Here is a 20,157-nt window from a genome sequence, read left to right on the forward strand (position 1 = left end):
TACACAAAAAATGCGGTCTGGAAAGTCAGAAGCTGGTTTTCATCGTCAAACGCCAATTTCTTGCAGCACCGGGGTACAGGTAGACGTGACCATAGCTGGTCGGCGACTCGCGCCAGTAGCGGCGGTTGAACAGGTTGTCGATGCTGAGCTGCCAGACCGTGCTGCCGGCCTCGCCTTGCTTTTGCAGCAGGCGCAGCTGGGCGTCAAAGCGGGTCCAGGCCGGCAGGTCGATCTGCTCGCTGCTGGTGCTCACCACCTTGCGGCTGCCTTCGTGGGTCAGGCCGCCACCGACGCTGAGACCGGGCACCTGGGCGATGCGGTACTCCGCATGGGCCCGCAGCACTTGCTTGGGCACATTGGTCGGGGCCAGGCCATTGAGTGTGGCGTCGGGGCTGTTGCGCACAGCACGCAGCAGCAGCGCGCTGCCGTTCAGGCGCCAGGGGCCCAGGGTGCTGCTGGCCGAGGCTTCCAGGCCGCGGTGGTGGGCGTCGCCACTGAAGGTCTGGCTGCGGCAGTCGCTGAGGCTGCTCGGGCACAGCTGGGCCACCTGGGTGGCGTTGGTGATCTGGCTTTCGTACAGGGCCGGGCGGCGGATGTCGAAATACGCCAGCTGCCAGCTGAGGTCAGCGCTGGCGTGCTTCAGGCCCACTTCCTTTTGGGTGCTTTCGGCGGCCGGGATGCCGGTGCCGGCGTTGGCGTAGTAGGCGCGGTTGGGCACCACGCTGGACTCGACGCCTCGGCCCCAACTGCCGTAGACCGACATCTGTTGACCGAGGTCGTAGCTCAGGCCCAGCCAGGGGCTGGTGAAGCTCTGGCGGTAGCGGGTTTCGCGGGCGCCGGTGTTCTGCACGCTGTGGCGGTCCAGTCGGGTGTGGCGCAGGCCCATCCAGCTGCTCAGGCGCGGGGTCCAGCGGGCCACGTCTTGCACGAACAACTCGGTGTTGTATTCGTCGCGGTTGGTGTTGGGGCTGTTGAAGGCGAGCGGCGGGTTGGGGGCCGGGATGACGGTCAGGCCATCGGTGGTGGCCTGGCCCACGGCGGCCGAGCCGTCGGCCTGGAAGTCCAGTCGATTGTTCAGCACGCTGCGCAGCAGGCCGGTGCTGACCTGGTGCGGGATGCCCGCCACCACGGTGTTGCCTTGCAGGCGCCATTGCAGCGCCTGTTGGCGGCGGCGTTCGTTGTTGCTTTCGAACTGGTAGATGTCGGCCAGGCCGACGCCGGCTTTGCCGGTGGCGCTGCTGGGGCAGTAGCGGTCGGCGTAGTAGGCGCCACTGGCGGCGTCGTAGCAGCCGAAGGGGTAGGCCAGGCGGTCGTTGGTCTTCAGGCGCTGGGCGCCGTACACGGCTTGCCAGCTCCACTGGCTGTTGATGGCCTGGTCGAGCTTGATGCTGCCCGTCAGCCCCCGGAATTCGTTGGGCTTGGACCAGGGCTGGTTGTTGAGGTTGATGTTGGGGTCACCGGCGCTGGGCAACTGGTTGCCCAGCAGGCTCTGGCCGGGCACGCTGGCCTGGGTTTGCTGGCTCCATTCCAGCTCGGCCGACAGCAGGGTGTCGCGGCTCAGGCGTGCGTCGCCAGCGAAGGCGAACAGATCGCGGTGGCCGTTGGTGTTGTTGATCAGCGGGCGCATGTCCTCGTGCGCGATGTTCAGGCGGTAACCCAGCACCTTGTTGTCACTGCGGCCGCCAAGGTCCAGTGCCAGCAGGCGGCTGCCACGTTCGCCGGTGCTCAGCGTGACCTGGCGCAGCGGGGTTTCGGTGGGGCGCTTGACGACGTAGTTGACCAGACCGCCCGGCGAGCTGGTGCCCGCTTGCAGGCCGCTGGTGCCCTTGAGGATTTCGATGCGCTCTTTGTTGTCGAGCGGGATCACGGTCTCGGCGCTGATCGGCAGGCCTTCGCGGCGGTAGTTGTAGTTCTGGTTGAGGGTGTAGCCGCGGATGTTGAGGGTGTCCCAATAGCCGGGGGCGTTGTAGCCATCGGTGACCGAGGCATCGAGCTGGGTCAGGTCTGCCAGGCGGCGGGCCCCGAGGCGGTCCAGTTCAGCGCGGTCGATCACGGTGGTCGAGATGGGCACTTCGCGGGCCGGCACGTCGCCGAAGCCGGTCACATCGGCGGTGGGGGCCGCGGTGCGGTCACTGACTTGCACCGCCGAGAGGGTTTTCTCGGCCGGGCCCGATTGGCCCCAGGCGGGGTTGAGCAGCAACAGGGACACGGCCAGGCCGGTGGCCGAGGCGGGGCGCAAGCGCAGGTGGCTTGGAAGGTGATGACGCATGGTGTGTTTCTTTCCTTGGGGGCAGGAAAGATCGGCGCACGGACCGGTTCAATGGCTGAGGCTCAGCCCGGTCAACGTTTCACCATGCTTCCCTGCGCGAGGATGATCTCAATCAGGTTCAAAGGGACTTTCTCAGCCCAGGCCTGGCAGCCCGGACACCCCTAGCGGCCTCGCGATCGGTGTGACCGCGAGATGACGGAATTGTAATCCGATGGTGAAGTGCCTTTCCAGGCGTGACCTCAGGCCGGCCGCGGCGCGCGGTGTTTCAGGGCGGTCTGGAAGGCTTCGATTTCTGCTTTCGGGTCGGGGGCGCCCAGCACCGCGCGCACCACCGCGACGCTGCCCACCCCGCTGCCGAGCACCGCGGGCAGGCGCTCGCGGTCGATGCCACCAATCGCCACCAGCGGATAGGGCCGGGGCATGCGGTTCAGCAGTTGGGCGTAGGCCCGCAGGCGTGCCACCCCCTGGGGGGCGGTGGCCATGGCCTTCAGCGTGGTGGGGAACACCGCCCCCATGGCGATGTAACTGGGCTGCACCTGATCGGCCACCACCATTTCGGCGTAGCCGTGGGTGCTGACGCCCAGGCGCAGTCCGGCCTGGCGCAGCGGGCTCAGGTCCAGGCCCTCGAGGTCCTCCTGGCCCAGGTGCACGCCCCAGGCACCTTCCTCGAGCGCGATCTGCCAGTGGTCGTTGATGAACAAGCGGCAGTCACGACCGCGCACGGCTTGCAAGGCCGCCCGCACCTCTTGGCGGATGGCTTGCGGATCGTTCGACTTGAAGCGCAGTTGCAGCGTCGGCACCCCCAGATCGGCCAGGCGCGCGATCCAGTCGGCGCTGGGCGCCACCACATAGAGGCCCAGGTCGCGCGGGCAGTCCGCAAAGGCCCGGCTGGGGTCGTGCGACCGGCCCAGCCCGAAGTCCTCAGGCTGCTCGGGCCAGGCCAGCGTCTCGGGCTGGCCGGTGCGCTCGGCTTGCCGTTGCCAGGCCTGTGCCAGGCAATCGGCATCGCGTTCGATGAAGCCCAGCGCCCGACAGGCCCGCCAGGCGGCCTGGTAGGTGAGGGGCCCGGGGGGCGCCGTGTCGGGCAGGGTGGATGCGGGGCCGAAGCGGTCGGCATGGATCGCCACCAGCGCCTGGGCCAGTGCGGTGGTGTCGGCAGGGGCCAGGCTGGGGGTTGAAGCGGGGGGCATTGGCATGGCGGTTGGGGCTGAAGGGGGCTAAGGCGACCCGGGCGAACCGGGCCGGTGGCGGCCTTTGGCGGCTGGTGTGAATCGGCGGAATCAAGCCAAGGGGGACGCCTTCTCGGGGCTTGGGGGGGACTGTGGCGTCACGCGTGGTGCCAGAACGGGGTGCCCAACACCGGGGTGCTGGGCTGGGCGCTGGTTTGTTCTTCCATCACCCCGGCCAGGTGGGCCTGGCGGCCGGCCTGCACCGCGCGGGCGAAGGCCTCGGCCATCGCCACGGGTTGCGGCGACAGGGCCACGGCGGTGTTCAGCAGCACGGCATCGAAGCCCCACTCCATCACGGTGCAGGCGTGGGAGGGCCGGCCCAGGCCGGCGTCCACGATCAGGGGCACCTCGAGCCGATCCCGCAGGGTCTGCAGCGCGTAGGGGTTGATGGGGCCCTTGCCCGTGCCGATGGGGGCGGCCCAGGGCATGACGGCCTGACAGCCCACATCGACCAGGCGCTGGCACAGCACCAGGTCGTCGGTGCAATAGGGCAGCACCTTGAAACCCTCACGGATCAGCCGGTCGGCCACCGCGACCAGGTTCAAGGTGTCGGGCTGCAGGGTGTAGTCGTCGCCAATCAGTTCGAGTTTGAGCCAGTCGGTGTTGAACACCTCGCGCGCCATGTGGGCCGTGGCCAGGGCTTCCTGGGCGCTGTGGCAACCCGCGGTGTTGGGCAGCACGGGCACCCCCAGTTCTTGCAGCAGGGCCCAGAAGGTGTTGTCCTGGGGCGCGCCGCTGCCACCGGCGGGGGCGCTTTGGCGACGCAAAGAGGCGGTCAGCATGGCGGGCCGCGCCACTTGCACGGCGGCCCGCAAGGTGGCGGGCGACGGGTAGCGGGCGGTGCCCAGCATCAGGCGGCTGTCAAAGTGCTGACCGTACAGGCACAGGCGGTCGCTGGGGGGGGCCTGCGATACGTCGGGCGTGGCGGGCGCCGAGGGGTGGGCGGGGTGGTGGGCGAGGTGTTGGGTGGGGTGCATGGGCTTCAACCTCCGGTGACTGGGGCAATGACTTCAATCTGGTCACCGTGCTGCAGCACGGTTTGCGCGTAGGCGCTGCGGGGCACGAACTCGGTGTTCACCGCCACCGCGTAGGGGGGCACGAAGCCCTGCTGGGCCAGGGCGTCGGCAAGCCGGGTGGCGGGTGGCAGCGGCAGCGGGCGTTGGTTGATCAGGACCTGGATCTGCATGGGGGAGGGGTCTTCGGCTGGGGCAACAAGGAATGAACGGTGGGGCTGGTCAGCGGTGCGGCGTTCAAGGCGGTGGATCGGCTGGCACGGGAAGTGAGCAGTGGGGGACTGGGCGAGGTGGTGGGCAGGCGGGGCTGTGAGGCCTCGGCGAGCCGTGCGGGTTGGCACCGGTGCACCGGGGCTCAGTGGCTCATCGCCAACGCAGGGGCTTGGCCCAGGGGCACGCCCAGGCGCTGCGCCAGCGAGGTGTCGCCGTGCTGCAGCCAGGCGCAGGCGACGTCGAGCAGGGCCGGCGCGATCATGAAACCATGGCGGTACAGGCCGTTGATCTGCAGCACATTGGGCCCCCGCTGGCACAGCGCGGGCTGGTGGTCGGGCAGGGTGGGGCGGCATTGGCTATTGAGCTCCAGGATGCGCGCCTCGGCGAAGCCCGGGTGCACCGTGTAGGCGGCGCTGAGCAACTCGAGGGTTGAGCGCACGCTGACCGGGCTGAAGTCCTCGGTTTCGATCTCGGTGGCGCCCACCACGAACACATGGCCGGGCTTGGGCGCGATGTAGATCGGGTAGCGGGGGTGGATCAGCCGGGTCGGGCGGCTCAGCGGCACGTCGGGCGCGTGCAGGCGCACCACCTCGCCGCGCACCGCGCGCAGGCCGGGCCAATGTTCGCGGGCGCCGATGCCCCGGCAGTCCAGCACGCAGCGCTGAGGGTCGCTGGCCAGGCTGTCCAGGGTTTGCGGGCTGTGCCAATGCAGGTCCACGCCCACCTCGCTCAAGCCGTGCAGCAGGGCGTCGAGCAGGGCGCGGTTGTCCAGCTGCCCTTCGTCGGGCAGGTACAGGCCCTGGCTGAAGCGCCCGGCCAGCGCGGGTTCAAGGGCCGCCAGGTGGTCGGCGTCCAGGGGGCGGGCGCTGGGCAGGCTGGGCTCCTGGCGTGAGGTGCCTTGCAGCCAGTGTTCAAAGCGCTGGGCTTCCTGGCGGTCCTGGCGGTGCCAGACGATCAGCGTGCCCTCGCGCTGAAAAAACACCGGCTGGCTCAAGCCGGCCAGCAACTCGGGCCAGCGGCCCAGGGCGTACTGGCCCATGCGCACCACCGACAGGTCGGCCACGGCGGATTCGGCCAGCGGGGCCAGCATGGCCGCGGCCACGCGTGCGGCGGCCCCTTCGGCCTGGGGGCCACCGGCTTCGTACAGGCTCACGGGCAGGCCGGCGCGCGCCAGGGTCCAGGCCATCAGGCGGCCCATCAGACCGGCGCCGAGCACGGCGACTTCACGGGTGTGGGGGCCCAGCGGCGGGGTCAGGTCGGGGGGCAGCGCCCGCGCGGGGGCGCCCAGGGGCGGGGCGGCGTTGAGGTCGACAGAGGGCTGCACGTCAGGGTGTCCTTTCCAGGGAATGCCGGAGCAGGACGAAACGAGGCCACGCGTCGTTGATTGAAACTTCCCACGCCAGCATGATCTGGATCGGGTCATGAGGGTCTTTCTCAGCCCAGTCGAGTGATCGGTTTCCGATCGCCAGACAGGCACCCCTGTTTCATCCGCAAGCCGCGATTACAGCACAAAGCCGGTGACCCTGGGCCCAGGTCGGCGCCATAATCGCGCCGGCCGACGAACCACTGGCGGGCCCTCCGCGCCGCCCTGTGGTTCGCCCCCTGCTTGTGTCGTCCCGTTCTGCCCTGCTGCCATGCCCAACCCACCGATGCCCGCCTCCGCCCTCGCTTCCCCTGCTGTGCCCGGCCGTTACCTGCGGGTGCTCAGCATCGCAGGCTCCGACAGCGGCGGCGGTGCGGGCATCCAGGCCGACCTGAAAACCATGCTCGCCCTCGGTTGCCACGGCATGAGCGCGATCACGGCCTTGACGGCGCAGAACACGGTGGGCGTTCAGGCCGTGCACCCGGTGCCGGTGGCCCATTTGCGGGCCGAGATCGACGCGGTGACGCAAGACATCGGGGTTGACGCGGTCAAGACCGGCATGCTGCCCAGTGCCGAGGCGGTGCACACGGTGGCGCGGGCGTTTGACCAGTTCCGCTGGCGCCACCTGGTGGTGGACCCGGTGATGATCTCCACCAGCGGTCACCGCCTGATGGGCGACGACACGGCGCGGGCCCTGGTGGCCGAATTGTTTCCGCGCGCCAGTGTCATCACCCCCAACCTCGACGAGGCCGAGGCCCTGCTCGGGCGGCCCATCCGCGCGGCCCAGGAGCTGGAGGCCGCAGCCCAGGCCCTGCTGGCCTTGGGCGCGCCTTCGGTGTTGCTCAAGGGCGGGCATTTGCCGGGCGACGAGGTGGTTGATTTCTGGCTGGCCCGAGATGGCCAGTGCCTGCGACTGGCCAGTCCGCGCATCGCCAGCCACAACACCCACGGCACGGGCTGCACCCTGTCGGCCGCGCTGGCCTGCGGCCTGGCCGAAGGCCTGCCGATGGCGCAGGCCGTGACCCAGGCGCGCGCCTTCATCCTGCGCGCCATCGAGGCGGGCGCCGGGGTGCAGATCGGGCGGGGGCACGGGCCGTTGAACCACGGCCTCAGGGTCCTGGCCTGAGCCAGACGCTGGCCCGGCTCAGGCCTCGGGGACGGCGGGCGGCAACTGCCGAAGTGTGCTCAACAGCATGTGTTGGCGGATCGGCTTGCTCAGCACGGCCCCGATCCGCAGGCCCTGGGCCTGTGCGGCCGCCAGCCTCGGGCTGGGGTGGCCGTGGCTGACCGCGATCACGTTGAGGCCGGCGCTGAGTTCGGTCTGGTCCTGCAAGCGCACCAACCAGTCCAGGGTGCCGGCGTCGTCGGGGGGCAGGTGGATCACCAGGGTCTGGAAAGGCTGCCCTTGCTGGCGCGCTTCCTTCAGGGCCTTCCAGGCCGGGCCTTGTTGCTGGCAGCACTGCACACTCATCTGCCAGGCCCCCATGAGCTGGGCCAGGATCTCGCCCGCGTCCGGGTCGGCGTCCAGCACCAGGACCCGGCTGGGCCGCAGCGTGATGGAGCTGGTGAGCCGCTGAACCTGGGGCACCGAGGCGCGGCCAAACACCGCGCTGAAGCCAAAGCGGCGCTCCTGCTGGGCGCCGCGTGACACCCACAACTGACCCTGCATCAAGGCCACCAGGTGCTGGGTGGTGTAGAGCGGCTCACCCGGGGCGGGGGCCAGCGGCTGGGGTTGCTCGGGCAGGCTCAGCAGCGCGTTGACCCGGCCCCCGTCCTGGCCGCTGGCGTGGTCGATGACCTCAAACTGCAGCGTCACCGTCAGCTCGGTTTCGTGCAAGGTCTTGACCTGGATCTGCACATCGCCTGGGGCCTGGCTGCGCAGGCTGTTGTCCACCAATTGGCTCAGCACCTCGACCAGCCGCGCTGGGTCACCCACCAGGGCGGTGGTGACCGTCTCGGGCACCAGCGGACGCAGTTGCAGCCCTTGCTCGTCGGCTTGCTCGACGGTCGAGGTCAGCAGATCGTCCAGCATGTCCAGCAAGCAGAAAGGGCGCGTCTGCAGCGCGAGGCTGGCGTGCTCGATCAGCACCCGGTCCATGGCGTCCTCCAGCGCGTCGGCCATCCGCTGCCCGGCCAATTGGGTGCGCTGAAGGTAATGCTGGCGCTGCGCCTCGCTGACGGCGCGCAAGGCCAGCGCACTCATGCCCAGCACGGTGTTCAAGGGGCCCCGCAGGGCCTGATCCAGGGCTTGCAAGGGGGTGACGGGGGCCACGCCACTGGGGGCGTCGCTGGCGGGTGAGGGCGGCGCACAGCTTGGCAGTTCACTGTCAGGCGCGGACAGCAAGTCGATGCCGATGTTGATCTGCACCAGCCCCGGGTGGGCTGCGTCACTCTGGCCGGGGACCTGCAGGGCGCTGCTGCGCCAGACGACGCGGCGCCGGGCCCCGCGCAGGTCGGTCAGTTCGTAGATGGCGGTGTCCCCGGCGCCGTCGCCCAGCTGGGTGGCGGGGGCGGTGGGGTGGCGGGCCGGGTTCAATCGGGCACTCAGGTCCATCCAGCGCTGACCCAGCGCCTCGTGGCGTTGGAAGCCGCTGAAGCGCTCGGCAGCGCGGTTGAACAGCAGCACCCGCCCTTCGCCGTCCAGGCCCACCACGATCAGGTCCAGGCCTTCCAGCCAGTCGCCAGGGGACTGTGCGCCGTGCGTGGCCAGGGCGGTCGCTGCCGGGCCCTCGGGCGGTGCGACGGCACCGGGTGCGGGCTCATACGGCACGGGGGCGCTGCGGGCGACGGTGGGCCGCGCCACGAACGCCGTGCTCGCCTCCAGCGCGGCCCCGGCACCCTCTCGCGCTGCGGCGCGCGCTGGCGGCCAGAGCCGCCGCGCCAGGGGTTTCAACAGCCGGTGTTGCAGGGCATGGGCCAGCAGCACCGACAGCACCGACGCGATCATCAGCTCGACCCCGGCCCAGAAGCGCTGCTGCTTGATGTAGGTGGCCAGCGTGTCCTGGCCGTTTTGCTCGGCGTTGCGCACCGCTTGCACGGCCTCGTTGAGTTCGCGGCGGTGCTGTTCGAACAGCACCGTCAGGTCGGCCATCAGCTGTTGCTGCTCGGCCCGCCGCCCTTGTTGGACCGCGTCACTGAAAGGCCCCAGGGCCAGTCGATTGAGCTGTTGGGCGCTTTGGTGCGACAGGTTCAGCAGGGTGGTGACCGGCTGCAGGCGCTGCGCCTGCGATTGCGCCCAGTACTGGTAGCTTTGCTCGTAGTGGCTGCGCAACTTGCCCAGTTGCTCTTTGAGGCGCTGCTGGGTGGCCGGGTCGGTGGCGGCGCCGAGTTCAAAACACAGCAGGTAAGCCTCGGTCACGAACAGCGACGGCAGCATCAGGTCGGAAGCCTTGTCCTGTGGGGTGTAGGCCGGTGGCTGGGCCTGGTCGACCAGGCGGGCATCGTCCAGCAATTGAAAACAGGCCAGGGTGAACCCGCCCAGCAACAACGCCGATGCGCCATTGAGCAGCATCGGTCGTAGCTTGGCGGGAATGAGGTGGCGCATGGCGGGGCGTGGGCCGGACCGTCCTCGCGTTGGGGCGGCCTTCGGGCGCTGAGGTGGAAGTTAAAAATGAAATTATCGCCATTTAATTATTTTTAATCCAATAAAAATGATTTATTTGTTATTTATTTGCGTGTTGCGACCTTTTGACATTGACGTTTTGACCAGCGCTGTGCTGGCGCCAGTCACCCAGCGGCAGGCTCGGGGGCATGGACTGTGCGTGGAGGCGTCTCAGGCGATGGCGCCTGCCGCTTGGTGTTTTGCCGGGGGCGGGGTGGTGTGGCGGAGGGCTGGTGGTCAGCCGCCAGCGCGGGCCTGCGCAAGGGGCCAATGAAGCCGATGAGGCCACTCCCGGCCAGGGGGCCAGGGACCGGTTCAGCCAAGGGGGCGACCGAGCCCCGCTGCCCTCAGTGCCGCGGTGCGGTGGCGACCCCGAGCCGCTGCTGCAGCTGGGTGCTGGTGGTGGTGTACTGCAGGCGCACCGGGGCCTGGTTGGGGGACAGCCATTGGGCGGCGGCAAAGGCCGCCATGGTGGCTTCGTGGAAGCCGCACAGGATCAGTTTGCGCTTGCCCGGGTAGTGGTTGATGTCCCCCACCGCAAAGATGCCGGGCAGCTCGGTGCCGCAGCTGGCGGGGTCCACCGGCAGCAGTTTGCGCTCCATGGCCAGTCCCCAGTCCGCCAGGGGGCCCAGGCGCGGGGCCAGGCCCAGGAAGACCAGCACCTGGTCGGCGGGCAGGGTCAGTTCTTCGTCGTCGGCGGTCGCGATCTGCAGGCCGGTCAGGCGCAGGCCTTGGGCGCTGTCATGGGTTTGCAAGCCGATGGCCTGGCCCACGGCCACGCGCACCAGGTCGGCGGCGCGCAAGGCGGCCAGTTCGGCCAGCAGCTCGGGCGCGGCCTCAAAGGCGTCTTTTCGGTGCAGCAGGGTCACACTGCGCGGTGCGTTGGCGTCAGCGCTCTGGCGCAGTCGGCCTGCCTCCACGGCGGTTTGCACGGCGGCGTCGTCGGCGCCGTTGATCAGCAGCCGCTGGCCCGCCAGCGTGGCGGCCGCGGGCGTCTGGTAGTGCACCTGCCGCCCCTCAAAAGCCGCGATGCCTTCGAGCCGCAGGCTGCGCGCCACAAAAGCGCCCACACCCGCTGCGATGAACACGGTGCGGGTCAGAAAGCGGGTGCCGGTGGAGGTGAGCAAGTGCCAGCGCCCGTCGGCTTGCCGTGCCAGTTCGGCCACTTCCTGCGACAGGTGGAAGGTCGGGGCAAAGGGGCGCGTCTGTTGCAGCAGGCGCTCGGCCAGTTCACGGCCGGTGCAGACCGGCAGGCCGGGGATGTCGTAGATCGGCTTGTCGGGGTACAGCGCCAGGCACTGGCCACCCACGGCGGGCAAAGTGTCCACCACCTGGGCGTGCAGGCCCTGCAAACCGAGCTGGAACACCTGGAACAGCCCCACCGGGCCCGCGCCGATGACCACGCAGTCGGTCTCGATGGGGGGCAGGGCGGTGGTGTTCAAGGGGTGTTTCAGCAACAGGGACCCGGGCCAGCGGGCTGGCCCGGGTCGGTCGATCAGCGGATCAGGTCAGCCAGCTTGCCCGGCTTGTTGTTCCAGGCGTCGGCGTCCGGCAGGGCGGGCTTGCGCTTGGTGATGCTCTTCCAGCCATCGGCCATGGCCAGTTCGGCATTGAGCTTGATGAAGTGCAGTTGGTCGGCCGGGGTGTCCTCTTCGGCAAAGATGGCGTTGGCCGGGCATTCGGGGATGCACACGGCGCAGTCGATGCACTCGTCGGGATCGATCACGAGCATGTTGGGGCCTTCGCGGAAGCAGTCCACGGGGCACACATCCACGCAATCGGTGAATTTGCACTTGATGCAGTTTTCGGTAACGACGTGAGTCATGGGAAGAGGTTTTGTCTGGTGGGTGGAAGGTTTCCCGAACGATTTTCGGGAAAACCCTTGATTTTAGGGGGAATCTGGCCAGAACGCAGATTTGTCCTCGACAAGTCTGCGGCCTCTGGCCTGCGTGCCGCGGGGCACGCGGGCGGCGATCAGGCCTTGACCAGCACCGCGGCGGCGGTTTTGTGGCTGGCGGTGTCGACCAGGATCAGCGATCCCAGGGCACGCGCTTGCTCGAACGGCAGTGTCGCCACGGGCTCTTGCAGCGCCAGTTCGATCAGGCCGATGGTGTTGGCCGGCAGTTCGGTGGCGGCTTCTTCAGCCAGGGTGTTGACGTCGAGTCGGTGCACGATGCGGCTGACCTTGGCCTTGATCCAGCGGTGGCCATGCAGGGCCCAGTAAACGCGGCCCGGCACCAGGGCTTCGTCGTCGAGCCAGGCCACCGTGGCTTGCAGGGTGCGCTGGGCTTCGATCTGACCCGGGGCCAGCAGCCAGTCGCCGCGCGACACGTCCACTTCGCGGTCCAGCACAATGCCCGCGCTGTGGCCGGCATCGATGTCCGACGGGCGACGCGCATGGTCCAGCACTTGGGCCACGGTGGCGCTTTGGCCCCCGGGCAGCACCGTCACGGCTTGGCCGGGCTTGACGCTGCCCGCGGCCACACGGCCCCAGAACACGCGGCGGCCCTGGCTGGTGTCCGACGAGGAGGAGAACTTCTCCACCCACTGCACAGGGAAGGCAAACGGCTGCTCGACATCGGCGTGGGTCACCGGCAGGTGCTCCAGCAGTTGCAGCAGGCTTTCGCCTTCGTAGCCGCACCAACCGGTCTTGGCATCGACCACGTTCCAGCCCTTCAGGGCCGACACCGGGATGGTGGCGCGCACCTGGATGCCTGCCGCCGTCGCAAACGCCTGGAGCGCCGCACTGATGTGCTGGAACGCCAGCGCCGGGTCGTCCACCGCGTCGAGCTTGTTGATGGCGAACACCAGCGAGCTGACGCGCAGCAGCTTGACCAGCAGCGAGTGGCGGCGGGTTTGCACCAGCAGTTCCAGGGCCGGGTTCTTCCAGTCGAGCTTGGTGGCGTCGACCAGCACCACCGCGGCGTCAGCGCTCGAGGCGGCCGTCACCATGTTGCGGGTGTACTGCTCGTGGCCCGGGGCGTCGCCGATGATGAACTTGCGGCTTTCGGTGGCGAAGTAGCGGTAGGCCACGTCGATGGTGATGCCTTGTTCGCGCTCGGCCGACAGGCCGTCGGTCAGCAGGGCCAGGTCGGTCTCACCCTGGCGTTGCACGCCGGCCAGGTGGTCCTGCAGCACGGCCTTGCTGTCCACCAGCAAGCGGCCAATCAGGGTGCTCTTGCCGTCGTCGACCGAGCCGCAGGTGATGAAACGCAGCGCAGGACGCAGTTCGGTGTCGGTGCCAGCGGGGGTGTTCAATTCAGTCGTGCTCATCAGAAGTAACCGTCCTTCTTGCGTTTTTCCATCGAAGCATCGGACGTCTTGTCGTCCATGCGGGTGGCGCCGCGCTCGCTCACGTCGGCGGCCAGGGTTTCAATCACGATGTCGGCCGGCGTGGCAGCCAGGCTTTCCACCGGGCAGGTGCAGGTGATGTCGCCCACGGTGCGGAAGCGCACGTCGCGCAGCTGCACGGTCTCGCCGTCCTTGGCGGGGGTGAGTTCGGTCACCGGCACCAGCAGGCCGCGGCGGTCCACCACCTCGCGCTGGTGGGTGTAGTACAGCGAAGGCAGGGCGATCTGTTCACGCTCGATGTACTGCCAGACGTCGAGTTCGGTCCAGTTGCTGATCGGGAACACGCGGAAGTGCTCGCCCGGGGCCAGGCGGGTGTTGAACAGGGTCCACAGTTCGGGGCGCTGGGCCTTGGGCTGCCATTGGCCGAAGCTGTCGCGGTGCGAAAAGATGCGCTCCTTGGCGCGGGCTTTTTCTTCGTCGCGGCGGGCGCCACCGATCAGCGCGTCGAAGCGGAACTCTTCGATGGCTTCGAGCAGGGTCACCGACTGGTGCACGTTGCGCGACTCGCCCGGGTGGGCCAGGCGCACGGTGCCACGCTTCATCGAGTCCTCGACGTTGCGCACGATCAACTCGGCCTGCAGTTCCTGGGCGCGGAAGTCACGGAAATCAGTCACTTCGGGGAAGTTGTGGCCGGTGTCGATCATCAGCAGCGGGTAGGGGATGCGGCCCACGCCAAAGGCCTTTTCGGCGCACTTGAGCATCACCAGCGAATCCTTGCCGCCCGAGAACAGCAGGGCCGGGCGCTCGAAGGCGGCGGCCACTTCGCGCAGGATGAAGATGGTTTCCTCTTCGAGGGCGTCCAGGTGGGCGTTGCTCAGTTGGCTGGTGGGAGAGGTGCCGGTGGCGGTCATGGTCTGAGGCTCAAGCAATTGGGGATCGGTACGGGTGTTCATGCGTTCACCGGGCGGATGGGGATGATGCTGGAGGCGGGGGCGGCCTCGTCTTTGGCCACATGCAGGCCGCATTCCTTGGCCGACTCGGGTTGGCTCCGGCCGTTCTCTGGCGCGAACTTGACTTCGCTGCTCGCGAAGTCAGCCTGCGCCGAAACATCGCCGGGCCCGCTGCTGCGTGGCAGCAGCGACGATGCGGGCGCATCGTCGGAATGCGACTTGACATGCAAGCCGCATTCCTTGGCCGACTCGTTTTCCCACCACCAGCGGCCCGAGCGGAAGTCCTCGCCCAGCGTCACGGCGCGCGTGCAGGGCGCGCAGCCAATGCTGGGGAAGAACTGGTCGTGCAGCGGGTTGTAGGGCACGGCGTGCAGCTCGATGAAGCGCCACACATCGCCCAGCGTCCAGTTGGCCAGCGGGTTGACCTTGGCGCGTTCGCCGCTGCGGTCGACGTCGGGCACTTCGGCGCGGGCGTTGGACTGCTCGCGGCGCAGGCCGGTGATCCAGGCCTTCTGGCCCTTCAGGGCCCGGGCCAGCGGCACCATCTTGCGGATGTCGCAGCAGGCCTTGCGCAGCTCGATGCTCTTGTACATCGCGTCCTCACCGTTGGCGGCGACAAAAGCGTCGGCGGCCGCGGCGTCGGGGCGGTACAGGTCCAGCTTTTTGCCGTAGCGCGCCTCGATCTGGCCGATCAGGGCCAGGGTCTCGGGGTGCAGCTTGCCGGTGTCGAGCACGAACACGCTCAAGCTCGGGGCGGACAGCACGCCAGCCTGGTGCAGCAGTTCGGTGATGACCATGTCCTCCACGCCCAGGCTGGAGGCCTGAGTGAGGGGCTGGAACTCGGCCACGGCCTGCTGCAGCAGGGCCTGACTGGCCGCCACCTTGGCCGACAGGTCGGCCGAAGCGGTGTGGGCGTAAAGGGAAATGGCACTCATGTCGCGGGGTTTCTGATGGGGTTGAGTGACAGGACTGCGGGCTGAACGCGGCGCTCAGGCGCCTTGGCGTGCGAACACCGGCTTGGGGTTGACCGCATCGGCTTGGTAGAAGCCCGAGAAACGGTCGAATTGGCGCTGCGCGTCGGCGATGTCGACACCGGCACGCAGCACGGCGACGTCAAAGCCGGTGCGGCTCATCTGCACCAGTTGGTCGATCAGCACATCGCCCACGGCGCGGATCTCGCCCTGAAAGCCCAGGCGGCGGCGCAGCAGGTAGGCCTGGCTGTAGGCGCGGCCGTCGGTGAACTTCGGGAAAGTCAGGTCGATGCGGGTCACGCCGTCGAGCGACAGCGAGTGCGGGTCCACGTCGTTGGCCGGGGCCAGCACGGTGGGGTCGTCTTGGGACGCAGCTTGGTGGTCCTTGGCTTCAATGATCTTCATGGCGCTTGGGTTCTCTTGACGTTCTGGGGGCGACCGGCTCAGGCGGCCACCGCGGCGTGGGCGGGCACGGCACGGGCGGCATTGGCTGCGGCCTTGAACGGGTCCAGGCCCACGCGGCGCAGGGTGGAGATGAAGTTCTCGCCGTTCTCGCGCAGGTCACGGTAGGTGCCCAGCACGGCTTCGATCACGTCGGGCACTTCGGCGGCCGAGAAAGAGGGGCCGACCACCTTACCAGCCACCGCGGCACCGCTGAGGTCGGAGCCGTCGGCGCCGCCCAGGGTCACCTGGTACCACTCCTTGCCGTCCTTGTCGACACCCAGGATGCCGATGTGGCCGCTGTGGTGGTGACCGCAGGAGTTGATGCAGCCGCTGATGTGCAGGTCGATCTCGCCCAGGTCGTCGAGCTCGTCCAGGTCCTGGTAGCGCTCGGTGATGGCCTCAGCGATGGGGATCGAGCGCGCGTTGGCCAGCGCGCAGAAGTCGCCGCCGGGGCAGGCGATCATGTCGGTCAACAGGTGCACGTTCGGGCTGGCGAAGCCGGCCGCGCGCGCGGCGGTGTAGAGCTCGTGCAGCTGGCTGGCCGAGACCCAGGGCAGCAACACGTTCTGGTCGTGCGTGACACGGGCCTCACCGGCGCTGAAGCGGTCCACCAGGTCGGCAATGGTGTCAAGCTGGTCGGCGCTGGCGTCGCCCGGGGCCTGGCCCAGGCGCTTGAACGACAGGGTCACCGCGCGCAGCGACGGGTTCTTGTGTGGCGCCACGTTGCGGGCCAGCCAGCGGGCGAACAGCGGGTCGGCATCGGCGGCCTGGCGCAGCTGGGTGTCCACGGCTTCGGCGCTGACCACCGGGCGGCCGGCCAGCGAGGGCGGCACGAACGAGGCGCTGACGCGGTCGAGTTCGCTTTGCGGGATGGTGTGCTGGCCGCCGTCGTGTTCGACGATCTGCTTGAACTCGGCTTCGACGTCGTCAAAGTAGCGCTGACCTTCGGCCTTGACCAAGATCTTGATGCGCGCCTTGTACATGTTGTCGCGGCGACCGTAGCGGTTGTAGACCCGCACCACGGCTTCGAGGTAGTTCATGATCTGGTTCCAGGGCAGGAACTCGCGGATCACCGTGCCCGGGATCGGCGTGCGGCCCATGCCACCGCCCACCAGCACGCGGAAGCCCAGTTCGCCGGCTTCGTTCTTGATCAGGTGCAGGCCCACGTCGTGCCAGGCCGTGGCGGCGCGGTCTTCGGTGGCGCCAATGATGGCGATCTTGAACTTGCGCGGCAGGAAGGCGAACTCGGGGTGCAGCGTGCTCCACTGGCGCAGGATTTCGGCGAAGGCGCGCGGATCGGCCAGTTCATCGACGGCGATGCCGGCGCGCTCGTCGCTGGTGATGTTGCGGATGCAGTTGCCGCTGGTCTGGATGCCGTGCATGTTGACGCTGGCCAGCAGGTCCATCACGTCGGCCGACTTGCTCAGCGGGATCCAGTTGAACTGCACGTTCTGGCGCGTGGTGAAGTGGGCGTAGTGCGTGGGCAGCTGGGTCGAGCCCATGGCGCCCTGGATCTTCAGGGCTTCGGCATACACCTCGGCTTCGGGTTCGTCGTATTCGCGCGCGATCTTGGCCAGCACACGGAACTGGGCGCTGGACAACTCGCCATAAGGCACGGCCACGCGCAGCATGGGCGCGTAGCGTTGCACGTACCAGCCGTTTTGCAGGCGCAGCGGGCGGAACTCGTCGTCGGCCAGCTTGCCGGCCTGCCAGCGCTCGAGTTGGTCACGGTGCTGGGCGGCGCGCAGCTTCACGAACTGCTTGTCGAAGTCGGTGTATTGGTACATCGTGGGCGTTGGGTGTTATGAATGAGCCATCAAATGGCGATCAATTTGGTGCCGGCATAGGCCAGCAGCAGCGAAAGAACGGAGCGGATGAAACGCTCGGGCAGCTTGTGATTGAGGTGGGAGCCCAGCCAGATGCCGGGAATCGAGCCCGCCAGCAGCTTGGCCAGCAACCACCAGTCGACGGTGCCCAGGCCGGCGTGGCCCAGGCCCGCGACCAGGGTCAGCGGCACGGCGTGCGCGATGTCGGCGGCCACAATGCGCTGCAGCGGCAGCGCAGGGTAGACCAGCATCAGCACCAGCACCCCAATGGCGCCCGCACCCACCGAGGTCAATGTTACCAAGACCCCGATCACCGCGCCGAAGATCACCGGCAAGGCCTTGTGCGTGGGGCGAGCGGCGGCGGCGGGGTCGGTGCCGGCCGCTTGGGCGCCTTGCTTCTGACCAAACAGGGCTTTGTACAGGGTGGCCACGGCGGTCAGCAGCAGGGCCACGCCCAGGGTGGTGGTCATGGCCTTTTGCACGGCGGGCGAGGTGGCGCCGAAGTGCTCCAGGGCAAGCAGCGTGAGCATCGAAGCCGGCACACTGCCCAGGGCCATCAGCAGCACGACAGGCCAGTCAATGGTGCGCGAGCGCGCCAGTTTGATCGAGCCGCTGAGCTTGGTCCCGGCGGCAAACAGCAGGTCGGTGCCGATCGCCAGGTGCGGTTTCATGCCGAAGAAAAAGATCAGGATGGGCGTCATCAGCGAGCCCCCGCCGACACCGGTCAGGCCGACCACCACGCCCACAAACAGGCCCGCCAGGACAAACGCTAAATCATGCATGGGGGCGTATTGTGGTGAGTCGCCTTATGACCCCCAACGATTTTTTTGTTCACGCTTTATGCGGATAAGCTTATGCGCCTTATTTGGCGCGGCTTGGCGGGCTGTTGGTGGCGATTTTCGGATAAGACCGAGGGGGCTCAGTCTTCGCCCAGCGGCGTGGCTTTGCCCGGCGCCGGGCGACTGGCCAGCAAGGACCTGGCCAGGCTCAGCTCGATCGGCAGCGGCTCGCCGCTGAGTTGGGCCGCCAGCAATTCGGCACACAGCAGGCCCCAGGTCAGGCCCCGGGTGCCCAAGGCGGTGCAGGCCCACACACCCGGCAGGCGTTCGGGGTCCACCGGCCCCACCAGGGGCACCCGGTCGGGTGAGGTGCAGCGAATGCCGGCCCAGGCCTGCAGCGTGGCACTGCCCGGCGGGCTGCGCAGGCTGGCCGCAGTGGCCGGCAGCAGCTTGGCCAGTTTGTCCAGGTTGGTGTCGTGGTCGACCGCCTTGACGGGGGTGGCGTCACCGGCCTGCTGGGGCGGGTGAGCCCGGTCGAAGGTCGACCCGGTGTACCAGGCCTGGCCTTCGGGCAGCGGCAGGTGCGGGATCAGGCTGCCCTGGCCATTGACCGGGTGCGGTGGCAGTTGCTCGCCGGCCTGCGCCACGGCCCAGCTCAGCTGGCCGCGCAGCGCTTGCAAGGGCACCTGGGGTTCGCACAGCGCGCGGCTGCCGGGGCCGGCGGCCACCACCACCAAGGCGGTGCTGGCCAGCGGGGCGCCGGCCTCGTCGAGCAGTTGCCAGCGGCCCTGCGCGTCATCGCGCTGCAAACGCGCCACGCGACAGCCGCCGCGCCACGTCACCCGGCCGGGCAGGGCGCTGCAGGCTTCGGCCAGCAATTGGCTCACCAGGCGGGCTGGCCGCACCCAGCCTGCGGTGGGGTGCCAGGTGGCCGCGGCCTCGGCGGGCAGGCCCGCGGCCTGTTTTTGTTCGGCGCTGGCCTCGTGGCTCCACAGCGCCTCGTCGGGCAGTGCGCCGCGCGGGCCGCTCTTGCCGTGCACGCGGTGCTCCATCACACCCGTGGGGGCCCAGTCCTGACCTTCGGTGAGCAGGCGCTCGGCCGTGTCCCGGGTCAGGCGCAGGCCGGTGCGGGTCAGGCGTGAAATGCGGTTGTTGTCGGGCGACACATGGGGGGAGAACAGGCCCGCAGGCAGGCCCGAGGCCCCTTGGGCTGGCTCGGTTGCGGCGTCCAGCACGGTGACCTGCCAGCCGCGGCGGGCCAGGGCGTGTGCGGTCCCCAGGCCGGCCAGGCCGCCGCCCACCACCACGCAACTGCGCTCGGCGGTGTCGGGCCAGGGGGCGGCCAGTGGCGCGGCCCGGCGGGGCGCCCAGGCAGGCTGGTACACCCAGTGGTCGGTGGTTTGGGGTTGGAAGCCAAGCGCCTGCCAGGCCTCGTGAGCGGCGCCAGAGCGGGCGTGTTCGCTGTCTGCCGGGTGCAAGGTGGCGCCACGGCGGCACAGCCGGGCCATGGCTTTGAACAGGCCCTGTTGGGGGTCTTGCGCGGCGGGCACGCCCCAGTGCACCTGGTCGGCCTGCAGCTGCAGTTCGCGCAATTGGTCCAGCAGCGGTCCGATGCACAGCGTCAGCTGCAGGCGGCCCTGTTCGAGTTGCAGGCGGTGAAACCCCGGGCTCAGGCCCCAGCACTGACGGGCCCAGGCCTCGGCCAACGGGGCCCAATCGGGCTGGCCCTGACCCAGTGCGCGCAGCACATCGGCCCGCGGCGGGGCTTCGCTCAGCAGCACCATCGACAGCCGGCTCTGGGGTGCGCTGGCTGTCGGTGCCTCCGTGGCCGGGCCGCCGTCCTGGCGCCAGTTTGCCCAGGCCTGCAGGCAGGCGGCCTCGCCGCCTGGGCCCACCGCCAGCAGCACGCGGTGCGCAGGCGCCTGCCGGGGCAGGTGGCCGGGCTTCTGGGGGGCGGCAGCGCAGACGGGGTGGGGCAGGCTCATGGCGAAAGGCCCGGGTGAGCGGGCGGGGGCGGCGTTGTCGGGGGGGGGGGCGGGGCGGGGGGGGGGGGGGGGGGGGGGGGGGGGGGGGGGGGGGGGGGGGGGGGGGGGGGGGGGGGGGGGGGGGGGGGGGGGGGGGGGGGGGGGGGGGGGGGGGGGTGGTCGCGGAGTGGGGTGATTCCCGCCACCGGCTGCGACGGGCTGGCCGTCCAACCGGGGCGCCCGA

Annotated in this window: 15 protein-coding genes, 1 pseudogene and 2 riboswitches; of the genes and pseudogenes, 1 reads left to right on the forward strand and 15 read right to left on the reverse strand. The window is 69.1% G+C overall.

The window, feature by feature from the left end; genetic code table 11:
• Positions 1-25: 25 nt before the first annotated feature.
• From PSQ40_RS06160 to PSQ40_RS06180, 5 genes are all read right to left on the reverse strand, one after another.
• Positions 26-2,269 carry a TonB-dependent siderophore receptor gene (locus PSQ40_RS06160; protein ID WP_273949717.1) on the reverse strand — a complete coding sequence of 748 codons (2,244 nt, stop codon included), beginning with the start codon at positions 2,267-2,269 and terminating at the stop codon, positions 26-28.
• A gap of 72 nt (positions 2,270-2,341) precedes the next feature.
• Positions 2,342-2,442: riboswitch (TPP riboswitch) on the reverse strand.
• A gap of 66 nt (positions 2,443-2,508) precedes the next feature.
• Positions 2,509-3,465 carry a thiamine phosphate synthase gene (locus PSQ40_RS06165; protein ID WP_273949719.1) on the reverse strand — a complete coding sequence of 319 codons (957 nt, stop codon included), beginning with the start codon at positions 3,463-3,465 and terminating at the stop codon, positions 2,509-2,511.
• Positions 3,466-3,596: 131 nt separating this feature from the next.
• Complete coding sequence (locus tag PSQ40_RS06170; RefSeq protein WP_273949721.1) at positions 3,597-4,475, reverse strand: thiazole synthase; 879 nt, start codon at positions 4,473-4,475, stop codon at positions 3,597-3,599.
• Between the two features lie 5 nt (positions 4,476-4,480).
• A complete protein-coding gene (gene thiS / locus PSQ40_RS06175; RefSeq protein WP_273949723.1) occupies positions 4,481-4,684 on the reverse strand; it encodes a sulfur carrier protein ThiS in 204 nt (67 codons plus the stop codon).
• A 182-nt stretch (positions 4,685-4,866) separates the two neighbouring features.
• Positions 4,867-5,979, reverse strand: a complete 1,113-nt coding sequence (locus PSQ40_RS06180) for an FAD-dependent oxidoreductase (RefSeq protein ID WP_273949934.1) — start codon at positions 5,977-5,979, stop codon at positions 4,867-4,869.
• Between the two features lie 119 nt (positions 5,980-6,098).
• Positions 6,099-6,215, reverse strand: a riboswitch (TPP riboswitch).
• A gap of 143 nt (positions 6,216-6,358) precedes the next feature.
• Between PSQ40_RS06180 and thiD the strand changes: the two genes are divergently transcribed.
• Positions 6,359-7,213 (forward strand): bifunctional hydroxymethylpyrimidine kinase/phosphomethylpyrimidine kinase, encoded by an 855-nt coding sequence (gene thiD, locus PSQ40_RS06185; RefSeq protein ID WP_273949725.1) that lies wholly within the window; start codon positions 6,359-6,361, stop codon positions 7,211-7,213.
• 18 nt (positions 7,214-7,231) lie between these two features.
• Here the strand turns inward: thiD and PSQ40_RS06190 are convergent, their stop codons facing one another.
• The 10 genes and pseudogenes from PSQ40_RS06190 to mnmC all read right to left on the reverse strand — a co-directional run bounded on the left by PSQ40_RS06190 (position 7,232) and on the right by mnmC (position 19,934).
• Positions 7,232-9,631: a PAS domain-containing protein gene (locus tag PSQ40_RS06190; protein WP_273949727.1), complete on the reverse strand. Its 2,400-nt coding sequence runs from the start codon at positions 9,629-9,631 to the stop codon at positions 7,232-7,234.
• 404 nt (positions 9,632-10,035) lie between these two features.
• Entirely contained in the window at positions 10,036-11,130 is a 1,095-nt protein-coding gene (locus PSQ40_RS06195) for an NAD(P)/FAD-dependent oxidoreductase (RefSeq protein WP_273949729.1), read from the reverse strand.
• A gap of 53 nt (positions 11,131-11,183) precedes the next feature.
• Positions 11,184-11,513, reverse strand: a complete 330-nt coding sequence (gene fdxA, locus PSQ40_RS06200; protein ID WP_273949731.1) for a ferredoxin FdxA — start codon at positions 11,511-11,513, stop codon at positions 11,184-11,186.
• Positions 11,514-11,662: 149 nt separating this feature from the next.
• Positions 11,663-12,961, reverse strand: a complete 1,299-nt coding sequence (locus PSQ40_RS06205) for a sulfate adenylyltransferase subunit 1 (RefSeq protein ID WP_273949734.1) — start codon at positions 12,959-12,961, stop codon at positions 11,663-11,665.
• A complete protein-coding gene (gene cysD / locus PSQ40_RS06210) occupies positions 12,961-13,932 on the reverse strand; it encodes a sulfate adenylyltransferase subunit CysD (protein ID WP_273949736.1) in 972 nt (323 codons plus the stop codon). Before cysD ends, PSQ40_RS06205 begins: the two co-directional genes overlap by 1 nt.
• Before the next feature lie 191 nt (positions 13,933-14,123).
• Positions 14,124-14,864 (reverse strand): annotated as a pseudogene (locus PSQ40_RS06215) (phosphoadenylyl-sulfate reductase); the annotation flags it as partial.
• 54 nt (positions 14,865-14,918) lie between these two features.
• Positions 14,919-15,305: a DUF934 domain-containing protein gene (locus PSQ40_RS06220; protein ID WP_273949737.1), complete on the reverse strand. Its 387-nt coding sequence runs from the start codon at positions 15,303-15,305 to the stop codon at positions 14,919-14,921.
• Between the two features lie 38 nt (positions 15,306-15,343).
• Entirely contained in the window at positions 15,344-17,131 is a 1,788-nt protein-coding gene (locus PSQ40_RS06225) for a nitrite/sulfite reductase (RefSeq protein WP_273949739.1), read from the reverse strand.
• A 29-nt stretch (positions 17,132-17,160) separates the two neighbouring features.
• Complete coding sequence (locus PSQ40_RS06230; protein WP_273949740.1) at positions 17,161-17,952, reverse strand: sulfite exporter TauE/SafE family protein; 792 nt, start codon at positions 17,950-17,952, stop codon at positions 17,161-17,163.
• A 137-nt stretch (positions 17,953-18,089) separates the two neighbouring features.
• Positions 18,090-19,934 (reverse strand): FAD-dependent 5-carboxymethylaminomethyl-2-thiouridine(34) oxidoreductase MnmC, encoded by a 1,845-nt coding sequence (gene mnmC, locus PSQ40_RS06235; protein WP_273949742.1) that lies wholly within the window; start codon positions 19,932-19,934, stop codon positions 18,090-18,092.
• Positions 19,935-20,157 lie beyond the last annotated feature (223 nt).

Origin of the sequence: Curvibacter cyanobacteriorum, from assembly GCF_028649475.1 — a bacterium.
Taxonomy (GTDB): domain Bacteria; phylum Pseudomonadota; class Gammaproteobacteria; order Burkholderiales; family Burkholderiaceae_C; genus Curvibacter; species Curvibacter cyanobacteriorum.